The 21,014-nt window shown below is 70.1% G+C and carries 19 protein-coding genes; all 19 read left to right on the top strand.

Going from position 1 to position 21,014, the window contains the following annotated elements; genetic code table 11:
- The first annotated feature begins 103 nt into the window (after window positions 1-103).
- On the top strand, window positions 104-739 hold the full coding sequence (rpsD, locus tag VFU06_03005; GenBank protein HEU5208356.1) for a 30S ribosomal protein S4: 636 nt from the start codon (window positions 104-106) through the stop codon (window positions 737-739).
- Window positions 740-857: 118 nt separating this feature from the next.
- Complete coding sequence (locus VFU06_03000; GenBank protein HEU5208355.1) at window positions 858-1,925, top strand: DNA-directed RNA polymerase subunit alpha; 1,068 nt, start codon at window positions 858-860, stop codon at window positions 1,923-1,925.
- Window positions 1,926-2,279 carry a 50S ribosomal protein L17 gene (gene rplQ, locus VFU06_02995; protein ID HEU5208354.1) on the top strand — a complete coding sequence of 118 codons (354 nt, stop codon included), beginning with the start codon at window positions 1,926-1,928 and terminating at the stop codon, window positions 2,277-2,279.
- Between the two features lie 14 nt (window positions 2,280-2,293).
- Window positions 2,294-2,803: a hypothetical protein gene (locus VFU06_02990; protein HEU5208353.1), complete on the top strand. Its 510-nt coding sequence runs from the start codon at window positions 2,294-2,296 to the stop codon at window positions 2,801-2,803.
- Window positions 2,804-2,854: 51 nt separating this feature from the next.
- Window positions 2,855-3,049: a 50S ribosomal protein L28 gene (gene rpmB, locus VFU06_02985; protein ID HEU5208352.1), complete on the top strand. Its 195-nt coding sequence runs from the start codon at window positions 2,855-2,857 to the stop codon at window positions 3,047-3,049.
- A gap of 89 nt (window positions 3,050-3,138) precedes the next feature.
- Complete coding sequence (locus tag VFU06_02980; protein HEU5208351.1) at window positions 3,139-4,377, top strand: cation:proton antiporter; 1,239 nt, start codon at window positions 3,139-3,141, stop codon at window positions 4,375-4,377.
- The gene (locus VFU06_02975; GenBank protein HEU5208350.1) at window positions 4,374-5,141 is read left to right on the top strand and encodes a uroporphyrinogen-III synthase; all 768 of its coding nucleotides are present in this window, start codon (window positions 4,374-4,376) and stop codon (window positions 5,139-5,141) included. Before VFU06_02980 ends, VFU06_02975 begins: the two co-directional genes overlap by 4 nt.
- A 226-nt stretch (window positions 5,142-5,367) precedes the next feature.
- Entirely contained in the window at window positions 5,368-6,747 is a 1,380-nt protein-coding gene (locus tag VFU06_02970; GenBank protein ID HEU5208349.1) for a nucleotide sugar dehydrogenase, read from the top strand.
- 378 nt (window positions 6,748-7,125) lie between these two features.
- On the top strand, window positions 7,126-7,671 hold the full coding sequence (locus VFU06_02965; GenBank protein ID HEU5208348.1) for a UpxY family transcription antiterminator: 546 nt from the start codon (window positions 7,126-7,128) through the stop codon (window positions 7,669-7,671).
- A gap of 28 nt (window positions 7,672-7,699) precedes the next feature.
- Entirely contained in the window at window positions 7,700-10,282 is a 2,583-nt protein-coding gene (locus tag VFU06_02960) for an SLBB domain-containing protein (protein ID HEU5208347.1), read from the top strand.
- A gap of 3 nt (window positions 10,283-10,285) precedes the next feature.
- A complete protein-coding gene (locus tag VFU06_02955; GenBank protein ID HEU5208346.1) occupies window positions 10,286-11,755 on the top strand; it encodes a sugar transferase in 1,470 nt (489 codons plus the stop codon).
- On the top strand, window positions 11,739-13,166 hold the full coding sequence (locus VFU06_02950) for an O-antigen ligase family protein (protein HEU5208345.1): 1,428 nt from the start codon (window positions 11,739-11,741) through the stop codon (window positions 13,164-13,166). Before VFU06_02955 ends, VFU06_02950 begins: the two co-directional genes overlap by 17 nt.
- A complete protein-coding gene (locus tag VFU06_02945) occupies window positions 13,163-14,560 on the top strand; it encodes an oligosaccharide flippase family protein (GenBank protein HEU5208344.1) in 1,398 nt (465 codons plus the stop codon). Before VFU06_02950 ends, VFU06_02945 begins: the two co-directional genes overlap by 4 nt.
- The gene (locus VFU06_02940; GenBank protein ID HEU5208343.1) at window positions 14,557-15,561 is read left to right on the top strand and encodes a glycosyltransferase; all 1,005 of its coding nucleotides are present in this window, start codon (window positions 14,557-14,559) and stop codon (window positions 15,559-15,561) included. Before VFU06_02945 ends, VFU06_02940 begins: the two co-directional genes overlap by 4 nt.
- Window positions 15,549-16,685, top strand: a complete 1,137-nt coding sequence (locus VFU06_02935) for a glycosyltransferase family 4 protein (protein HEU5208342.1) — start codon at window positions 15,549-15,551, stop codon at window positions 16,683-16,685. Before VFU06_02940 ends, VFU06_02935 begins: the two co-directional genes overlap by 13 nt.
- Window positions 16,678-17,853 (top strand): glycosyltransferase, encoded by a 1,176-nt coding sequence (locus VFU06_02930; GenBank protein ID HEU5208341.1) that lies wholly within the window; start codon window positions 16,678-16,680, stop codon window positions 17,851-17,853. Before VFU06_02935 ends, VFU06_02930 begins: the two co-directional genes overlap by 8 nt.
- The gene (locus tag VFU06_02925; protein HEU5208340.1) at window positions 17,853-19,034 is read left to right on the top strand and encodes a hypothetical protein; all 1,182 of its coding nucleotides are present in this window, start codon (window positions 17,853-17,855) and stop codon (window positions 19,032-19,034) included. Before VFU06_02930 ends, VFU06_02925 begins: the two co-directional genes overlap by 1 nt.
- A 5-nt stretch (window positions 19,035-19,039) precedes the next feature.
- A complete protein-coding gene (locus VFU06_02920) occupies window positions 19,040-20,209 on the top strand; it encodes a glycosyltransferase (GenBank protein HEU5208339.1) in 1,170 nt (389 codons plus the stop codon).
- The coding region (locus VFU06_02915; GenBank protein ID HEU5208338.1) for a hypothetical protein at window positions 20,206-21,014 on the top strand (809 nt) is incomplete at its 3' end. The genes VFU06_02920 and VFU06_02915, both read left to right, overlap by 4 nt.

The following is a 21,014-nucleotide window of genomic DNA, read 5'->3' as shown; positions in this document are numbered from 1 at the left end:
GCCCGCAGTACCACGAGAAGATGCACGGACGTAAACCGCCGACTCGTCCAGGCGGGATGAAGTCCGACACACACCAGAACCGCGACGAGGACACAGAAGAAGAATGGCTCGCTATACGGGTCCGGTCTGCAAGCTCTGCCGCCGCGAGGGGCAGAAGCTGTTTCTGAAGGGAACCAAGTGCTACACGGAGAAGTGCCCGGTCGAGCGGCGGAACTATCCGCCCGGCCAGCACGGTGCATCGCAGGCGCGGCGTCGCAAGACGTCGGAGTACTCGCTGCAGCTCCGTGAGAAGCAGAAGGTCAAGCGCATCTACGGCGTGGGTGAGCGGTACTTCCGCACGCTCTACGAGCGGGCAGCGCGCCAGCCGGGCGTGACGGGTGAGAACCTGCTCGTCGGGCTGGAGTCGCGGCTGGACAACATCGTCTACCGTCTCGGTTTTGCGTCGAGCCGGAAGGCGGCGCGCCAGCTCGTGCGTCATCGTCACGTGCAGGTGAACGGCGAGCTGGTGGACATCCCGAGCTACGTCGTGAAGCCGGGCGACGAGGTGCGCGTTTCGGAGAAGTCGAAGGATATCCTGCCGGTTGCGGCGTCGCTCGAGTCGAAGACGCGCGAGTCGACGGTGCGCTGGCTGGCGGTCGATGACGGTTCCCGCGCGGGTCGCATGCTGGAGCGGCCGACGCGCGCCGACATCCCGCTGCCGGTGCAGGAGCAGCTCATCGTGGAGCTGTACTCCAAGTAACAGTACGGCGGGCCCCGGGCCCCGGGCCCTGGGCCCCGGGCCCGCAGTTCCGGTGGGAGCTGAGGCGGCCGATCAGTGACCATACGACTCAAACCGGCGAATGCCGGGGAGGTATAACGTGGATCTCGATCTTACCGGGCTGGTTCTTCCGCAGCGCATCGAGGTTGTGCAGCGCTCGGATGACGGGCGGCATGCGCAGTTCGTGGTGGCGCCGCTGGAGCGCGGTTTTGGTCAGACGCTGGGGAACACGATCCGCAGGATCCTGCTGTCGTCGCTGCGTGGCTCGGCGGTGTGGGGCTTCCGCATGGACGGCGTGATGCACGAGCACCAGACGGTGCAGGGCGTCGTCGAGGACGTGCACCAGATCATCCAGAACCTGAAGACGCTGGTGCTGGCGCTGGACGCGGAGCGGGACGAGGCGACGCTGGAGCTGCGGGCGAGCAAGGCGGGCCCGGTGACGGCGCAGTCGATCGAGGCGTCGAACGCGGTGCAGATCCTGAGCCCGGAGCATCACCTGTTCACGCTGCAGGACGACCGCGAGGTCAACATGATCCTGTACGTGAACAAGGGGCGCGGGTTCGTGTCGGCGGAGTCGCACCCGCTGCCCAAGGGCAGCCCGGTCGACCTGGTGCGCATCGACTCGATCTACAACCCGGTACTGCGTGCGAACTTCGAGGTCGACGAGACGCGTGTCGGCCAGCGCACGGACTTTGACCGCCTGTCGCTCAACATCGAGACCAACGGCAGCATGTCGCCGGAGGAGGCGGTCGCGTACTCGGCAGAGCTGGCGCGCAAGCACCTGGAGTACATGCTGCGCTTCGTGGAGTCGCCGGAGGCGGCGCCGCCGGTGCCGGGTGCGGTCAAGGTGCCTGCTGCGCTGAAGGAGCTGTTCCGCCGTCCGATCGACGAGCTCGCCGAGCTGTCGGTCCGGTCGGTGAACTCGCTCAAGAAGGAAAACATCATCACGCTCGGTGACCTGGTTCAGCGCACCGAGGAGCAGATGCTGAACATCGAGAATTTCGGCATCAAGTCGCTGGAGGAGATCCGCCAGTTCCTGAACGAGCACAGCCTGCACTTCGGGATGCAGCTCGAGCGGGGCGATGACGGCGAGATGTTCCTGGTCGAGAACGGCACGAGCGAAGCAGAAGTCCCGGCCGACGGCGAGGCCGGCCCGAAGGAGGACTGAGTGAATCACCGTAAGAAGGGCCGGAAGTTCAATCGCACGGCCGAGCACCGCAACGCGATGATGCGCAACCTGGCGACGTCGCTGTTCCTGCACGGTCGTGTCGAGACGACGACGGCAAAGGCGAAGGAGCTCCGGCAGTATGCGGAGCCGCTGATCACGAAGGCGAAGCGCGGCGATCTGCACGCACGGCGGCTGGTCGCACGCAGGATCACCGACGAGGGTGCTCTCTCGAAGCTGTTCGGAGAGATCGGGCCACGCTATGTTGAGCGCCCCGGCGGATACACGCGGGTGCGCCATCTGGGCCATCGCGTCGGCGATGCAGCTGATGTCGCGATCATCGAACTCGTGGACTGAGGGAACAGCGCTCCATGGCGAACGAGAGGGAAGGCAGCGGGATTCCGAGCTGGGTCCTGGGCATCGTGGCGGTGCTCGGTGTGGCAGGCTTTCTGTTCTGGCTCTCCTCGGCGGCACAGCCGGCCGAGATGGTGGCGATCACCGAGGGCGGGGACACGACGGCGGCGGCACCGACCGGCATGACGGGTGAGGTGGTGACGCTGCAGCAGATCGCGGCGGGCACCGACACACTGCAGGGACGCGACCTGGTCCTCGAGAGTGTCGAGGTCGCGGCCGCCATGGGGCAGCAGGCGTTCTGGGTGGACCTGCCGAACCAGCAGCCGTTCCTCATCAAGATGAGCAGCGCGGCCGCGATGCCCGTTCAGTCGGGCGACGTGGTGGACGTCGCGGGGCGTATCCAGGCGATGAGCGATTCGGTGATCGCCGACTGGAAGGCGTCGGGCGCGATTACAGAGAACCAGGAAGCGGAAGCGCTCTTCGCACAGAGCTTCCTCGAGGCACGGACGGTTCGCGCGGCGCAGTAGCAGTTCAGCTGCACCGGCCGTCGGACCAGGCAGATACAGGAGAGGGGCACCATGGCCCGCGTTTGCTACGTATGTGAGAAGGGCAAGACGTTCGGCAAGAACGTCAGCCATGCGAATAACAAGACACCGCGCACGTGGTTGCCGAACCTGCGTCGCGTGCGTATCGTCACGCCGTCGGGAGAGCGGATGCACGTGCGTGTCTGCACTCGTTGCCTGTCGGCGGGCAAGGTCACGAAGGCCGGCTGAGGGCTGACGAGTTCGTCTGCAGCAGGCCCGGCGCCCACGGTGCCGGGCCTTTCTGTTTGGTTACGCGAAAGTTCTGACGGAGGGTGACGATGAACCTTGCCGCAATGGCGGCCGCGGTCGATGGCGCCATGACGGTGCCGCAGTTCCTGTTCATTCTGGTCGCGATCCTGGTAGTCGCGAAGGTGATGGGCGAGCTCGCGGAGCGGATCGGCCAGCCGGCCGTGCTCGGCGAGCTGGTGGCCGGCGTGATCCTCGGTGCGAGCGTGCTCGGGATCGTCGATTCCGGCAACGCGATGATTCACCTGCTCGCCGAGCTGGGCGTGATCCTGCTGCTGTTCCAGATCGGCCTCGAGACCGATCTGAAGCGACTCCTTTCGGTCGGCCCCGCGTCGGCTGTCGTCGCTCTGACCGGAGTGGCAGTCCCCTTCCTGGGCGGCTATTTCGTCGCCGACGCGCTCGGTATGGACACGATGCCGGCCGTTGTTGCCGGTGCCGCGCTCACGGCGACGTCGGTCGGCATCACGGCGCGCGTGCTCTCCGACCTCGGCCGCCTGCAGGAGCCGGAAAGCCAGATCGTGCTCGGTGCGGCGGTGATGGACGACGTCGTCGGGCTCATCATCCTGGCCGTCGTGTCGCAGGTCGTTGGCGGTGCGGAGCTGACGGCGGGCAGTGTGCTCATGACGACAGCGCTCGCGTTCGGCTTCCTGATCGGCGTGCTGGTGATCGGCAGCTTCGTCGTGCCGCGCCTGTTCGACTTCCTGGCGAAGATCGGCAAGGAGGAAACGCTCGGCACGATGGCGCTCGCGTTTGCGTTCCTCGTCGCCTACCTGGCCGACGCGGCCGGCTCGGCGCTCATCATCGGCGCGTTTGCGGCCGGCCTCGTGCTCGCACCCACGAACCATGCAATGACGGTCGAGCACAACGTGCTCCGGCTCAGCATGTTTTTCGTGCCGATCTTCTTCGTGTCCGTCGGCGCCGCGGTCGACGTGCGCACGTTCGGTGACCCGCAGGTGCTGATCATCGGCGGTGCACTGATCGCGGTGGCGATCGCCGGCAAGTTCGTGGCGGGCTACGCGCCGTTCTGGTTCAAGGGCAAGAAGGCCGTGATCGGCGTGGGCATGATCCCGCGCGGTGAGGTCGGCCTGATCTTCGCCCAGATGGGGCTCACCAGCGGTGTGCTCACACTCGGCTATTTCAGCGCCCTCACGCTGATGGTCATGGTGACGACGTTCATGGCGCCACCACTGCTCAAGATGCTGTTCCCGCCCAGGGAAGGCGTGCCGTACCAGGATCCGGGCGGCGTCGCGGAGATCACGACCGAGGCATGAGCGGCGGTGCGCTCGCCGGGCTCCGCGTCGCCGTGACGCGCACGTCGGAGCAGGCGTCTGCACTGGTGGAGCAACTCGAGCGGGAGGGTGCGCAGGTGGCGGCCTTCCCGCTCATCCGTATCGAGCCGGTGATGCCCGCGGGCGAGCTTGCGGCCCTGCTCCGCCAGGAGTGGGACTGGGTCGTGTTCACGTCCGCGAACGCCGTCCGCCTGTGCGCCGCCGCATTCGGGTCGCAGCATGCGACGCTGGGCGCCGTCCTGCCGCCGGCGCGTGTCGCGGTCGTGGGCCCGGCAACCGCCGAGGCGGCGCGGGCGGAGGGACTGGACGTGACCGCAATGCCGGAGACGTTCATCGGCGACGAGGTCGCGGCAGCCATGGGCGGTGCACCGATGCTGCAGGGACGGCGCGTCCTCTGGCCGCGGGCGGCCGGTGCACGCGACGTCGTCGAAGCAACGCTCCGCGCCGCCGGCGCGACGGTCACCTCCCCCGTGGTGTACCGCAGCGTCCCCGACGAGCAGAACGCCCGGAATCTCGCGCGCAGGCTCTTGCAGCACGACATCGATGTCGTGACGTTTACATCGCCCTCGTGCGTGCGCAGCCTGAGCGCGGTACTGCCCGAGCTGCACGGCGCGAAAGTCGCAGCGATCGGACCGGTCACGGCAGAAGCCGCGCGGAACGCGGGCTACACCGTCGACGTCGTGGCGGCAGAGTACACGGCGGACGGTATCGTGAAAGCGCTGATCGCGGCGTTCGGAGCGGAGTGATCCGGCTCGATCCGCGGCGTTCCTGATACCGGCGGATGCCGCGAGCATTGACGCCGCTCGATGGCGGGCTTCCTGCGGCGGGCAGGAGCAGCGAGCAAATGCATTCGGACGGGGACTCTCCGGCTGCACCCCGGCCCAGGGCCCAGGGCCCCGGGCCCCGGCCCGCCTCACAACGTATAGCGACAGCCACAGCAGAACCGCAGCAACCAACCGGAAGAAGGCATTCATGAGCAAAGCGGACGCGGCGCAGGCGGACTCCTTCGCGAATCTGCTCACCAGGATCGAGGACGGGGTCGCGGTGTGCGGCGTCGTCGGGCTCGGCTACGTGGGACTCCCGCTCGGCATCGAGATGGCGCGACGCGGCTTCCGCGTCATCGGCTACGACGTCTCCCAGCGTGTCGTGGACAGCCTCAACGACGGCCGCTCGCACATCCAGGACGTGAGCGACGCCATGCTGGCGGAGGCGCGCGCCAACGGCGGCTTCGAGGCGACCACGGATGCTGCACGCCTCGCGGAATGCGACGTGATCTCGATCTGCGTGCCGACACCGCTCGGCAAGACGCGCGACCCGGACGTCAGCTACGTCGTTGCGGCGACGGAGTCCGTGGCGCGCGTGCTGCGCGCGGGGCAGCTCATCATCCTGGAATCGACGACGTATCCGGGCACGACACGCGAGGTGCTGCTGCCCGCCTTCGAGCAGAAGGGGCTCGAGGTCGGCCGCGACTTCTTCCTCTGCTTCAGCCCCGAGCGCGTGGACCCCGGCAACGAGCGCTGGCAGATCCACAACACGCCCAAGGTGATCGGCGGGATCACGCGCCGCTGCGTGGAAGCGGGTGTCGGGATCTACAGCCGCGTCATGGAGCAGGTCGTGCCCGTTTCCTCGCCCGAGGCCGCGGAGCTCGCCAAGCTGCTGGAGAACACGTTCCGCGCGGTGAACATCGCGCTCGTCAACGAGATGGCGCAGGCGAGCGACCGGCTCGGCGTGGACGTGTTCGAGGTCATCGAGGCGGCCGCGACCAAGCCGTTCGGCTTCATGAAGTTCACGCCCGGCCCCGGCATCGGCGGACACTGCATCCCGCTGGATCCGCACTACCTCGCCTGGAAGATGAAGACGCTCAACTACCGCACGCGCCTGATCGACCTGGCCGGCGAGATCAACAGCGAGATGCCGCGCTTCGTCATCGAAAAGGTGCGCGACGCGCTGAACGATCGCGGCCGCGCGCTCAAGGGCAGCCGCGTGCTGCTGATCGGCGTCGCCTACAAGAAGGACATCGACGACATCCGCGAAAGCCCCGCGCTCGACATCATCCGGCTGCTCGAGGAAAAGGGCGCGACGGTGCTCTACCACGACCCGTACGTGCCGGAGGTCCGCGAGGACGGCCACGTGTGGACGTCGGTGCCGTTCACTGCGGAGACGCTGGCTGCGGCCGACTGCGTGGTGATCACGACCGATCATTCGGACGTGCGCTACGAGGAGCTGGTCGACCTGCCGATCCCCGTGCTGGACACGCGCAACGCGATGAAGGGGATGGACGGGTTGAACGTCATAGGGTTGTCGGGAGCGGGGGCGCGAGCTGTTTCGCGGGCGGAGACCGTACCCGCCTGAACTGCAACTGCGAACGGCGGGTTTTGGGCGGTGGGGGACGCGCTCGCGTTGCTCGCGCTCGCGAGGTGGGTGGCGGGCACTTCGGGATGAGCGGGGGGCGGAGGGCGGTGGGACGCCCGTTGCGCGTCGGTATGACGCCCGGCCGGCCCTGACGGCCCGCACGGCCCCGCCGGCCCGCCGTAACAATCGGGCCTGCGCCCCGGGCCCCGGGCCCGCAGTCCAAAATCCGCCAGGTTGCGGCGGTCGCCCCGAACTGTATGTTTCGGGGCTGGTCGTCGAGTGTAGTGGGGTGTGGGACAACGGGTTAGGTGTCGGGCCGAGTCAGGAGCGCCCTGTAACTGACGGGGCCAAGGTGTGTCCGCAGGCAGGAGTATCGGTGTGGAGGCAGGCAAGGCGCTCGCCTGGAGGCAGCTCGCGGAGCCGCGCTGGTATGCCTGCTATACGCGCGGGCGGGCCGAAAAGAAGGTGGGCGCGCTGCTGCCGCGCCTGGGCATCGAGACGTATCTGCCGCTGGTGCCGCGCGAGCGGAGCTGGGCGGACCGGATGAAGCAGGTGGACTGGCCGCTCTTTCCGAGCTACGTGTTCGCCCGCTTTCCGCTGGAATCGGTGAGTACCGTGCTGCGGACGCCGGGCATCTCGACGATCGTGCGGCTGGGCGGTGAGTACGTGCCGATCGACGACTCGGAGATCGACAACATCCGGCGGTTCGCGGATGCGCTGGCCCGGCGGGGCTGGGACGCGGTCGAGCCGGTGACCTACATCGGGGCGGGGGATCGGGTGCGGGTGATCGACGGTCCGTTCAGCGGGGTCGAGGGGATCGTGGTGCGGCGGCGCAGGCGGGACCGGCTCGTCGTCGGGCTCGGCGCGATCCGCCAGGGCTTCGAAGTGGACATTCCTGCCAGACAATTGAAGGTTCTTCCTTGATCCTCCCGCGTTCGACGGGACACGACACATGAACCGACTGATCCGCCGGTTGTGCACTGTGGGCGCGACCGGCTGTGAGGAGCGCACATCACCGGGGGCACCGCATGGCGCCGGGCACGCGCCGTTGCGCCTGTCGGTGCGCGGCGCCGTGCGCCTGTCGGCGCGCGGACCGGTGCGACTGCTGCTTCTCGTGTGCCTGCTCGGCCTGGGTGGCGCCCTGGTGCCCGCGGATGCCTCCGCCCAGGTCCCGCGCGACACGGCGGCGATCCGGCGTGCCGTGGAGCAGCGCTTCGGGCGCGGCGTGTCGATGGAGGAGGTGCTGAAGCGGCTGCGTGCGTCGGGCATCACGCGGGAGCAGATGCGGGCGCAGCTCCGCTCGATGGGCCTGGATCCGGCGCTGGCGGACACCTACTTCGACGCGATGGGGAGCGGCGGCAGCGCCTTTGGCGCGGCGGACATGGACTTCGTCTATGCGCTGCAGCAGATGGGGCTGCTGGAGGAGGGGCTGCCGCAGGACACGGTCGTGATGCTGCCCGCCGACACCATGACGCCGGAGCGCGAGGTCGCGACCGATTCCGCGGCGGGCGAGCTGCCGCTGTTCGGGCAGGCGTTCTTCCGCGAGGGCAGCATCGGCGTCGACCCCATGGTGATGGGTCCGGTGGATCGGGACTACGTGGTCGGTCCGGGCGACGTCGTGACACTGATCCTGACGGGCGCGGTCGAGCTTGCCTACGGCCTCACGGTCGGGCGCGACGGCACGGTCGTGATCCCGGAGGTCGGGCAGGTCTTCGTTTCGGGGATGACGCTGGACCAGGTGGAAGCGCGGCTCATGCCGGCGCTGCAGCGCGTGTACAGCGACGTCGGGCGCGGCCCCGAGTCGCTGACGCAGGCGAGCGTGTCGCTGGGCCGGGTGCGGGCGGTGCAGGTGTACGTGAGCGGCGACGTCGCACGGCCGGGCTCCTACACGATCAGTGCGCTGGCCACGGTGATGGACGTGCTGCAGCAGGCGGGCGGTCCCACGCGCTCCGGCTCGTTCCGCAACGTGCAGGTGCGGCGGCGCGGCATGCCGGCGGCCTCCGTGGACCTGTACGACTATCTCGTGCGCGGTGACGGCAGCCATGACGCCCGGGTGCAGCAGGGCGACGTCGTGTTCGTGCCGCCGGCGGGGCCGCAGGTCGCGATCGAGGGCGCCGTGCGCCGGCCCGCGGTCTACGAGATGCTGCCCGGCGAGGACCTGGTGACGGCGCTGGAGTATGCGGGCGGGATTCTGCCGGAAGCGGCGGCGCGGCAGGTCCGGATCGAGCGGATCCTGCACCCCGCGCAGCGGCAGCCGGGCGTGGACCGCGTGGTGCTGACGGCGGACCTGGTCGCGATCGCACAGGGCACCCAGCCGGCGCCGTCGCTGGCCGGTGGTGACGAGATCGTGGTGCCGGGCATCTCCGACGAGCGGCGTCGGTTCGTGGGGCTGCATGGCGCCGTGAACCGGCCCGGCCAGTACGCCTGGGAGCCGGGTCTCGACCTGGCCCGGCTGCTGGAAGCGGCGCAGGGCACGGGCGAGCGCGCCTTCCTGGAGCGCGTGCACGTGTACCGCACGGTGGCGGGCGAGCCGAACCGTCTCCTGTACAGCGTGGACCTGCGCGAGCCGGAGGCGTTCACGTTCCGGCTGGCCGAGCGCGACTCGGTCGTCGTGTACGCGCGCGACTCGCTGGCGGTCGCGCAGTGGGTGCGTGTCAGCGGTCGCGTGAAGCGGCCGGGCACGTACCCGTACGCGCGCGGCATGACGCCCGTCGACCTGATCGTTGCCGCGGGCGGCTACGCCGATGGTGCGTACCGCGACTCGCTGGACGTGGTGCGCCAGGCCGGTTCGCAGGGGGACACGACCGTGCACGTCTGGCGCGTGCCGGTGACCGGAGCACCGGCGGGCAGCAACGGGGACGTGCCCGCTGCGGGCGCGGTCGCGGAGGGGCTGACGCTGCGGCCGGACGACGAGGTGCACGTGCTGAGCGACCCGACGCACCTGGTGCCGCGCAGTGTCATCGTCACGGGGGAGGTCGGGATGCCGGGGCCGTACCCGCTGGTCGGCAAGGTGGAGCGGTTGAGCGAGGTGCTCGCGCGCGCCGGCGGCACGCGCGAGTCCGCGTACGTGCCCGGGATCCGCGTGTACCGGGACGGCGAGCTGGTCTCGACGGACATCCGCGAGGCGCTGGCGGAGCGGGACTCGCCCGCGAACCTGCCGATGATGGACGGCGACAGCATCCATGTGCCGCGCTTCGACCCGACGATCCGGGTCACGGGCGCGGTGATGTACGAGGGGTGGGTCGCGTACGAGCGGGGCAAGGACCTGGAATACTACATCCGGCAGGCGGGCGGCTATGCCGCGAATGCCGATGAAACCCGCGTCGCGATCACGGGCCCGGACGGGCGGAGGCAGACCGTGGCACGCGGGCTGCTACGTGGCACTCCCGTGCCGCCGGCGGGAAGCGAGATCTACGTACCCGAGCTGGTGGCGGGGCAGCGGACCGGGATGAGCTGGGGGGACGTGCTGACGAGAACCGTCGGAATCGCCAGCACGATCGCTACCCTCATCTTCGCCGTGCAGCAGCTGAGGTAGATCGTGACGCAAGGCGCCTTCGAGGAAGTTCGCGAGCCGGCCGCCGCGCGTGCGCCGCGGCCGGTGCACTTGAAGCCGTACGACATCCGCCAGGACCAGGAACGCGCCACGCGCCGGCACCTTGCAGCCCGCACTCGCCGGCTGCTGCGCGTCACCACCCTTCTCGCCCTCGACAGCGCGATCGCGCTGGCCACGCTGTTCCTTGCCATCGACGGCCTGAACGGCACGGTCGTCGCCGCACTGCTGCCGGTCGCGATGCTGAGCCTGCTCGCGATGAACGCGTACGGCGCGGGTGTCAGCCGCGCGGACGGTTACGCGCGCCTGCTCGCGATCCTGATGACGGCCATCGTCGTGCTGGTGCAGGCGCGGCTGCTCGAGGCGCTGCAGCCGATCGGCACGGAGCGCCTGCTCTTCTGGCTCGCGGTGTTCTACGCGGGGCTGGAGATCGAGCGCGCGATCGTCGGCTACGTCATCACCGTCCTGCGGCGGCACAACCACCTGCTCCGCCCGGCACTCGTGATCGGCACGAGCGACGAGGCGGACGCGGTGCGCGAGCAGCTCGCGGAGATCCCGTTCAACGACCTGCAGGTGGTGGGGCACGTGCTGCCGCTTGGCACCGAGGAGCCGGGCGCGCTCGGGCGGCTGGAACTGCTGGAGCACGTGATCGACACCAACGACGTGCGCGTGGTGGTCATGGCCGACAGCGTGCCGGCGCCGCTGCTCGGCCGATTGACGACGCGCGTGTTCCAGTCCGGCGCCTCCGTGCTCGCACTGCCGTCGCTGGCCGCACGCGAGGCCGCAATCCGGGCGGGTGTGCCGACGCTCACGCCGGCGCCGCTGGAGTACGCGCCGGCGGAACTGCCGCTGCCGCAGCTGGGCGTGAAGCGGGGGATGGACCTGGTGCTCACGGTGATGGTGCTGCTCGCGCTTTCGCCGCTGCTGCTGCTGATCGCGTTCGCGATCATGCTCGACTCGCCCGGGCCGGTGCTGTTCCGGCAGACGCGGGTGGGCCTGGGCGGGCGCGCGTTCGAGATCTACAAGTTCCGCACGATGGTCGTCGATGCGGAAGCGCGGCAGCCGGCGCTGGCGCACCTGAACCAGTACAGCGACGCACGGCTCTTCAAGATCGTCGACGATCCGCGCATCACGCGGGTCGGGCGCTGGCTGCGCCGGTCGAGCCTGGACGAGCTGCCGCAGCTGTTCAACGTGCTGAAGGGCGAGATGAGCCTGGTCGGCCCGCGCCCGCCGCTGCCGACCGAAGTGGCCGGCTACTCGCCCGACCATTTCGTGCGCCTGAGCGTCATGCCGGGAGTGACCGGCCCGTGGCAGGCGAACGGCCGCAACAACGTGCGCAGCTTCGACGAAGTCGTGCGCATGGAGCACGACTACATCCGCAACTGGTCGCTCGCGCTGGACCTGCGCATTCTCTGGCGCACGGTTGGTGCGGTGGTGCGGGGTGACGGCGCACACTGACGTCCTGACATCCCGACCGGCAGCCGCCGCCGGCCGACCGGCGGGTGTGCTGACTGCCCTGGCCATCCTGTTCGCCGCGCTGCTGGCGGCGAGCGGAACGGGCCCGCTCAGTGTAGCCCTGCTCCCCTTTGTCGCCGCGATCCTGTTCGCGCTGCTCGGCCAGGCGGTGCCGTGGCTGTGGCTGCTGGTCGCCTTTTCGGGGGTCGGCCTGACCTGGGTCGATGGTTCCGTGTCGCTGGGCGCCTGGGACATCAACATCCCCGGCCTGCAGTGGGGCTTCACGTTCCTGATGGGGCTGCTGCTGCTGGTCCTGCTGCCGCGCACGGGGGAGAAGTGGCCACTGCTCTTCCGCGCGTACGCCGTCTTCATCGGCGTCGCAGCGCTGTGGGTCCTCCGTTCGCCGAGCCTGTTCCACGCGGTCAAGCACGTGGTGCAGTATGCGACGCCACTGGTCTTCGGACTCGTGGTGCTGCGCGTTGCGCGCGACTCGACCAGCGTCCGCTGGCTGCGCGGCTCGCTCTGGGCGGCGTTCGCGATCGCGGCAGTGGTCGGTGTCGCATCGCTGGCGTGGTCGGAGACCAGCGGGTCGCACGCGGGGCTGCAGGGTGCGCTTGGCAACCGCACGTTCGCGCTCTTCCTGATCCCGATCTACGCGCTGGCGCTCGCGGCGTGGCGCGTCCGCGGGCCCGCATACGCGCTGATTGCCGCGGGCGCGTTCCTGCTGATCGTGCTGACGCTTTCGCGAACGGTGCTGGCGGTGTGCGTCGGGCTGCTCGGCATCGCGTTCCTGTGGCGCGCGAGCTGGCGCACCCGGATCACGGGTGTGCTGCTGGCCGCCGCCGCAGGCGCGCTGCTGCTGACGCTGGAGCCGATCCGCGAGCGCATGTTCGATCCGGACACGCTGCGCAGCGGCCGGCTCACGGACGTGGGCGTGGAGGGCACCGGCCGCTCGGCACAGCTCAGCCTGGGCGGCATCTCCACGAGCGGTCGCGGCCTGCTCTGGCTGCAGACGTGGCGCCATGCGGTGCAGTCGCCGCTGACGGGGCACGGCACGGGCTCGGCCGAGGCGTACCTCGCGACCGAGCTGCAGTTCGTGACCGCACTGCCGCACAATGACTACCTGCGCGTCTTCCACGATTCGGGCGTGATCGGGCTGGCGGTGCTGATCGCGATGGGCGCCGTCGGGCTGGTCTGGCTGCGGCGGCTGCAGCTGCGCAGTCGCACGCGCCTCGGGCAGGAGCTGGGGCTGGCCGCGTTCATGACCTGGCTCGCGTACCTGCTGGTCGCGGTGACCGACAATATCCTGGTCTACACCTCGTTCTTCACGCAGAACATGTTTCTGCTGATCGGCCTCGCCTGGATCGTGATCGAACAGGAACCGCAGTCGGCGGCGGAGCCCGTGCAGGCATGAGCGAAGGCTCACTGCGCGAGCGGGTGCTGCGTGGCGGTGCCTACCTGACGGTGCGTCACGGGTTGGGGACCGTGATCAACGTCGCGGCCGTGCTGCTGCTCACGCGGATCGTCGGGCCGGGCGAGTACGGCCTGTACGCCGCGGCGATCGGCGCGTTCACCGCCGTGCAGCTCGCGTCACAGCTCGGCCTGAACGTGTTCCTCCTGCGCAGCGAGGAGGAGCCCGGCCTGTTGCTGTATCACCAGGCCGCCATGGTGCTGCTGGCGTCCGGGCTGCTGCTCGGCGGCATCGGCGTGCTGCTGGCGCCGCTGATCGAGGACGTCACGCGGCTCGCCGGCCTGGCGCCGCTCGTCGCGGTCACGTTCGTCGCGCTGCCCGTGTCGAACCTCGCGCTGGTGCCGATGGCGCGCATGGAGCGCGAGCTCGAGTACCGTTCGGTGACGTGGGCCGAGCTGGTCGCGCAGCTCGTGTTCGTGGCGGTCGGTGCGCCCCTCGCGTTTCTCGGCTGGGGCGCCTGGGCGCCGCTGCTCGGCTGGTGGGCGCAGCAGCTCGCGCACTGCCTGCTCTACCATCGGATTGCGCAGTACCGGCCCGGCTGGCACTATGACCCCGCGCTGATCCGGCGGATGCTGCACCACGGCGTGGGCTACTCCGCGTCGCTGTGGCTCTGGCAGCTCCGGCGCCTGGTGAACCCGTTCGTGGTGGGACGCTTCCTGGGCGCGGAAGCGGTCGCGTTCGTCGCCGTCGCGACGCAGATCGTGACGCACCTCAGCTTCGTAGCGAACGCGACGTGGCGACTGGGCACGTCCGCGCTGGCGCGCGTGCGCCACGACGCGGAGCGGACGATGAAGGCGATCAACGAGGGCATGCCGCTGCAGATCCTCGTGGTCGCACCATTCCTGGTCGCGTTCGGCCTCGTGGCGCAGTGGGCCGTCCCCGCGCTGCTCGGCCGGGACTGGACCACGCTCGCGCGCGTCTACCCGTACATCGCGGTCGCGTACACGACCATTGCCGCGTTCAACCTGCACTGCTCCGCGCTCTACGTGCGCGGGCTGCACGCGCGCATCTCGATCTACCACGTCGCGCACGTCGTGCTGCTGCTGGGCGCGGCGCTGCTGCTCGTGCCGCGCTTCGGCCTGATCGGCTACGGCTATGCGGAGCTGATCAACCTGGCGAGCTTCCTGGTGCTGCACCTGGTCGTCGCGCGCGACATCGGCGATGCGTCCTACGGCGCGATGCTGCCGCTCTGGGCTGCGACTGCGCTGCTGCTCTTCCACCAGCAGCTCGGCGTGCTGGCCTTCACGGGCGCGCTGCTGCTCGTGCTCTGGTCGCGGCCCTGGCGCGCGGTGCGCGGCGTGATGGCGGGGCTGCGGGGCGCATACGCCTTCGAATGACCAGGAGCAGCACCGGCGGACTGAGGCTGTCCGTCCTCATCACGAACTACAACTACGGGCGCTTCCTGGACGAGTGCATCGCGAGTGTGCGCTCGCAGACGCGCGCAGCGGACCAGATCGTGGTGGTCGACGACGGCTCGACGGACGGCTCGCGCGAGCGGCTCGCCGTGGAGCCGGGCGTGGACGTCGTGCTGCAGGAGCAACGCGGACAGGCCGGTGCGATCGACGCGGCCGTGGCAGCGAGCGACGGCGACCTGCTCTTCCTGCTCGATGCCGACGACGTGTTCCTGCCGCACAAGCTGGAGCGCATTGCCAGGATCTTCGAGCAGATGCCCGACGTCGAGTGGCTGCGTCATCCGCTCGAGCTGGTCGACACGCAGCTGCAGGCGCTCGGCGTGCGCGTTCCGCCGGTGCATCGCAGCGGACGGATCCCGCCGCACCGCGGCATGATCGCGGAGCGCGTCGTGACGGCTGCGACGTCGGGCGTCGTGCTGCGACGCTCACTCGCGCAGCGCGTGTTCCCGCTGGTGCGCGCGCAGGACGACGAGGCGCCGTTCCGGCTGGCACGCGACGCGGACGCACTGCTGCTCGGGCGCATCGCGCAGGCCGGCGCACACGGCTACACGCTGAACGAAGTGCTCACGCATTACCGGCGGCACGAGCAGCAGATGTTTCCCAAGGCCGCTGATCTCAGGGTGCTGCTGGAGCGCCAGATCCGGGTTGCGGACGCAATCGCGCACGAGCTGGGCTTCGCCAACGGCGACGGACGCGAGCCGTCGCAGTCGCAGAAGCACCGGATGATCCTGGCCACGCTGGATGGCGCGCCCGCGTTCGCTGCGCGCCGCAGCCGCGCGTGGCTTGCGGGTGCACGCTCCATCGCGGCGGCGCTCTGGGATCGTCCACTCGCCGCCGCCCGCCAGCTCGGGGCGCTCACGTTCGCCTGGGTCGCGCCGCGCACCTGGCTGCGGCGCTTTCATCGCGGGCAGGCATGGTCCCGGTGACGGCCGGTCTCCGGGTCGCACTGCTCACGAACTTCGTTCCGCCCTACCGGCTGCCGCTGCTCGAGGCCATGCGCGAGCGCGTCGGCGCACTGCGCGTGCTGATCTCGACGCCCATGGAGCGCAACCGGGGGTGGCGGCCGGACTGGGGCGATCTCGACGTCGTGGTTCAGCGCGGGCTGTCGTTCACGCGGCAATGGCGCAACGGCAGCTTTTCCGAGCCGCTCGAGCTGCACGTACCGCTGGACACGATCCCGCGCCTGCGCGCGTTCCGGCCGGACGTGATCGTGACCGGGGAGATGGGCGCGCGCACCACGCAGGCGATGCTGTACGGTCGCGCGACCGGCACACCGGTCCACATCTGGGCGACGCTCACCGAGCACCTCGAGCTGCAGCGCGACGCGGCACGCCAGGCACTTCGGCAGTGGCTGCTCCGGCGCGCCGACGGCGTCATCGTCAACGGTGCGAGTGGCGCGTCGTACATCCGGCGCTTTGCGGTGCCCGACGAGCGGATCGCGATCGTGCCGCAGACCACCGCGATCGGGCGCTTCCTCGACGTGCCGCTGCAGCGCAGCGACCCGGATGCGCGCCGGCTGCTCGTGGTCGGCCGGCTGACGGCCGGCAAGGGGGTGGAGCGCCTGCTGCACGCGCTCGCGGCCGTCGGCTGGGCGTGCCCGCAGCGCGAGATCGAGATGCTGGTGGTGGGCGACGGGCCCGAGCGGAGCAGCCTGCAGTCCGTGCCGCTGCCCGCGAACGTGCACGTCGGCTGGACCGGCCATCTCGAGTATGACGCGCTGCCGCGCTGCTACGCGCGCGCCGGCATCCTCGCGTTTCCGACGCTCGGCGACGAATGGGGCATGGTGGTGAACGAGGCACTGGCAGCAGGGTTGCCCGTGCTCGGCAGCCGCTACAGCCAGGCGGTGGAGGAGCTGGTTCGCGACGGCGTGAACGGCTGGACGTTCGCGGCGGATTCGCACGACGAGCTGGTGAGCGCGCTGGAGCGTGCGCTCGCGACGACGCCGGCACAGCTCGCCGCCATGCGCGCGGCAGCGCGTGCGTCGATCGCGCAGCTGACGCCGGACAGCATTGCGGAGCGCTTCATCGCGGCGGTGGGCGGCGGTGGTTGATCCGCTGCTGATCGTGCACACGTTCTACCAGCGCCCGGGCGGTGAGGACGCGGTGTACAGGGCGGAGGCGGCGCTGCTGGAAGCGCACGGCCACACCGTCGAGCGGCTGGAGTTTCACAACGACGAGCTGAACTCGATGTCGCGCCTGGGCGCGGCACGGCGCGCGATCCACAACAGCAGCGCCGCAGAGGTGATCGAGCAGCGCGTCCGGCAAACGCGCGCGCGCATCGTGCACTTCCACAACACGTTCCCGCTGCTGTCGCCGTCCGTGTACGCAGCGGCACGCCGGGGCGGTGCGCGCGTGATCCAGACGCTGCACAACTACCGGCTCGTGTGCCCGTCCGCACTCATGCTGCGCGACGGCGCGCCCTGTGACCTGTGCGTCGGCCGCGCCTTTGCGTGGCCCGCCGTGCGATACGCGTGTTACCGCGACAGCCGTGCGGCGAGCGCGGTCGTCGCCACGATGCTGAGCGCACACCGGTCGCGCGGCACGTGGACGTCGCAGGTGGACGCCTACATCGCCGTCTCGGACTTCCTGGGCCGGCAGGTCGCGCGCGGCGGGATTCCGCGCGAGCGGATCCTGGTGAAGGGGCCGCACCTCCAGCACGATCCCGGGTGCGGCAGCCACGACCAGGAGTTCGTCCTGTTCGCCGGGCGGCTGTCGGAGGAAAAGGGGGTGCGCGTTCTGCTCGAGGCGTGGACACGGCTCCGCGCGCCCATCGAGCTGCGCATCGTCGGGGATGGCCCGCTGCGGGACGAGGTCGAGGCCGCGGCGGCCCGCGACACGCGCATCCGCCTGGTCGGTCATGTTCCGGCGCAGGACGTCGTGCAGGCGATGCAGCGTGCGCGGCTGCTGGTTGCGCCGTCGGTCTGGTACGAGGGCGCGCCCGTGGTGTTCGCCGAGGCGGCAGCGACCGGGCTTCCAATCGTCAGCACACGCATCGGTGCCATTCCCGAGAGCGTGGAGGACGGCGTGAGCGGCGTCCTGGTCCCGCCGCGCGATGCGCAGGCGCTCGCCGACGCCGTCGCGCAGCTCTGGGCGGACACGGCAAGGCGAGTGCAGATGCAGCGCGCGGCGCGACGTCGCTTCGAGGAGCGCATGTCGGCAGGTGCGGCCTATGCACGGCTCGCCGCGATCTACGAACAGGTGTCGGAGGGGAAGCATTGATGAAGGGAAGGATGCGCATACTGGCGCTGCTGGTGACACTGCTGGCGGCCGCGTGCGGTGACCCGTCCGGTCCGGGGCGGACGCTGCGCGATTACCGTGCGGTCGACACCGGTGTCGAGCATGCCTGTGCCGTGACCGCCGAGGGCGAGGTCTATTGCTGGGGCGCGGGTGAGCGTGGCCAGCTCGGCTTCGGCTGGCCGGCCAGTGACCGCGACGTGCCGACCAGGGTCGACACGCCCGAGCTGTTCGAGCAGGTCACGGCGGGCGACGGCCACACCTGCGCGCTGACCGAAGCGGGCGCCGCCTTCTGCTGGGGGTGGAACCCCTACATGCAGCGCGGCACCACCGAGGAGTGGGACGTGAACCCCGTCGCCGTGCAGACCGACCTGCGCTTCACCGCGATCGATGCGGGGTGGCAGCACACGTGCGCGATCGCCGAGGACGCGACCGTGCACTGCTGGGGCGGCGGCCGCTACGGCCAGCTCGGAACCGGCACCGCGGTCCCGTCGTCCGGGGTCGCGCAGGTCGCGGGCGGGCTGCAGGCGACGCAGATCTCTGCCGGTGCGCACCACACCTGCGCCGTGCGGACGGACGGCGTCGTCGTCTGCTGGGGCGACAACTCGATGGGGCAGCTCGGCATCGGCTCCGACACACTGGCAGTCAGCGAGCCCACGCCGATCGACAGCGCGCTCCGCTTCCGCCAGGTCGCGGCCGGCGCGACGCACACGTGCGCGATCGCCGAGAGCGGCTTCCCGTACTGCTGGGGCAGCAATGCGTTCGGCGAGGCGGGCGATGGGCTGACCTACCTGGAGACCGACAAGGGCTACATGAGCCCGAACCCCGTCAACATCCGGATCGGTGTGCACTACATCCGGGCGGGGCTGAACGTCACCTGCGCGCGCGCCACGGACAACATCGGATACTGCTGGGGTCGCGGCGCCGAGCTGCAGCTGGGCAACGCGGATCCGCGGCCACACGGCTGGCCGCAGCCGATCTACCTTCAGCCGGGGCGGCATTTCACGAGCGACCGCTTCCGCTTCGTCGACATCCGGCCGTCCATGGGCACCTTCACGTGCGGACTGGTGGACAACAACGTGTTCTGCTGGGGTACGGGCCGGCGCGGTGAGCTCGGCGCACGCAGCAGCACGATGTCCGGAATGCCGCAGCGGATCCGAAGCTGACGGGAATGAAGCTTCTCTTTCTGAACCACAACGTTCGGGGGCGCGGCACGTACGTGCGCGCCTTCCATCTCGGCCGCGAGCTGGTCCGCCGCGGGCACGAGGTGGTGCTGGTCACGACCAGTGAGCGCGCGCGCTGGACGGTGCGGGAAGAGGAAGTGAACGGCGTGCGCGTGGTCGAGATGCCCGACCTCTGGTGGGGCCCGGCCCGCACTGGATGGGACCCATACAACACGATCCGCCGTATCAGGCGGCTGCGGGCATCCAGCTTCGACGTCGTCCACGCCTTCGATTCCAGGCCGGCCGTCGTCCTGCCTGCGCTGCGCGTTGCCGCCGAATGCGGCGCGCCGCTGGTCATGGACTGGGCGGACTGGTGGGGTCGCGGCGGCCGCATCCACGAGCGCTCCGGCTGGCTGGTGCGTACCTTGTTCGGGCCGGTCGAGACCTGGTTCGAGGAATCGTTCCGCAGCAGGGCTGCCGGTGCCACCGTGATCTGCAGCGCGCTGGGTGAGCGGCTGCAGGGGATGGGCTACCCGGACGAGCGGATCCTGCGGCTGCCGAACGGGTGCGTCCGCTTCGACGACATGCCCTCGCGCTCGGCGGCCCGTGCGTCGCTCGGGCTCGCCGCCAGCACCCCGCTGCTGGTGCACGTCGGCCGCATCATGCGACCCGACCTGGCACTCGTGAAGGACGCGCTCGCGCAGGCGCTGCAGCAGGTCCCGGCGCTGCGCCTCGTGTTCGTCGGGGCGACCGGGCTGCCGGCAGGGGAGACCAGCGGGCCGGGCCTGAGCACGACCGGATTCGTGAGCGAGCGCGAATTGCAGCAGTGGCTGTTCGCGGCGGATGCCGGCATCCTGCCCATGCTGGACACGATCGGTCATCGCGGCCGCTGGCCGGGCAAGCTGAGCGACTACATGAGCGCTGGCGTGCCGGCGATCGTGACGCGCGTGGGCGACGTCGCCGGCCTGGTCGAGCAGCATGGCGCCGGCTGGGTCGTGCGGCCGGATGCGACGTCGCTCGCGAATGCGTTCGTCGAGGCGGTCCGGGCACTGGACCGGCACGAGCGCGGCGCCGCCGGCCGTACGCTGGCGCACGGCGCACTCTCGTGGTGCAGCGTCGCCGGCACGCTGGACGCGTTCTACGGACAGGTAACCAACGACTGGAAGGCGGCCGCATGAAGGGCGAGGAGCGCAGCTACTCCGCCTACGGCGTGCTCAACGTGCTGCTCGCGCACGCGCGCTGGTTCGTGGTCGTGCCGCTGCTGACCGGTGCGCTCGCGGGCGTGCTGACGATCGTGCTCGGGCGGAGCTGGGTCGCGGAGTCGTCGTTCGCGCCGCAGTCGTCCAACCGCTCGAGCGGCCGCCTCGCCGCACTTGCATCGCAGTTCGGTGTCGCGATCCCCGGCCTGGAATCCGAGGACGCGTCGATCGACTTCTACCTGCGCCTCGCGCGCTCGCGCGTGCTGCTCGAGCAGCTCGCGCTGCAGGAGTACGCCTTTCCGCTGCGCCCCGAGGGCACCGACAGCGCGCGCGGCAACCTGATCGCGCTCTACGAGGTGGAAAGCGACAGTGAGGCGAAGCGGCTGCGCAAGGTGGTCGAGCGGCTGCGCAGGGACATCGCGGTCGAGGGCGACCTGAACGCGGGCGTGGTGAGTATCACGACCCGGGCACCGTGGGCCGGGCTGGCCGTGCAGCTCAACCGCGAGTTGCTGGACGGCATCGACGAGTTCAACCGGCAGCGTCGCAGCAGCGAGGCGGCCGCCGAGCGCGAGTTCCTGGAGAACCGCCTGGCAACGGCACGCGCGGAATTGACTGCTGCCGCGGACGCACTGAGCACGTTCCTCGTGTCGAACCGTCGCTACGAGGACTGGCCGGCGCTGCGCTTCGAGTATGATCGCCTGTCGAGTGATGTGGAGCTGACCGAACAGCTCGTCGCGTCGCTGGTGCAGGCGTACGAGCAGGCGCGCCTCGAGGAGGTGCGCAA

The organism is Longimicrobiales bacterium, from assembly GCA_035764935.1.
Taxonomy (GTDB): Bacteria; Gemmatimonadota; Gemmatimonadetes; order Longimicrobiales; family RSA9; genus DASTYK01.
This window is presented reverse-complemented; position numbering and strand designations above follow the sequence as displayed.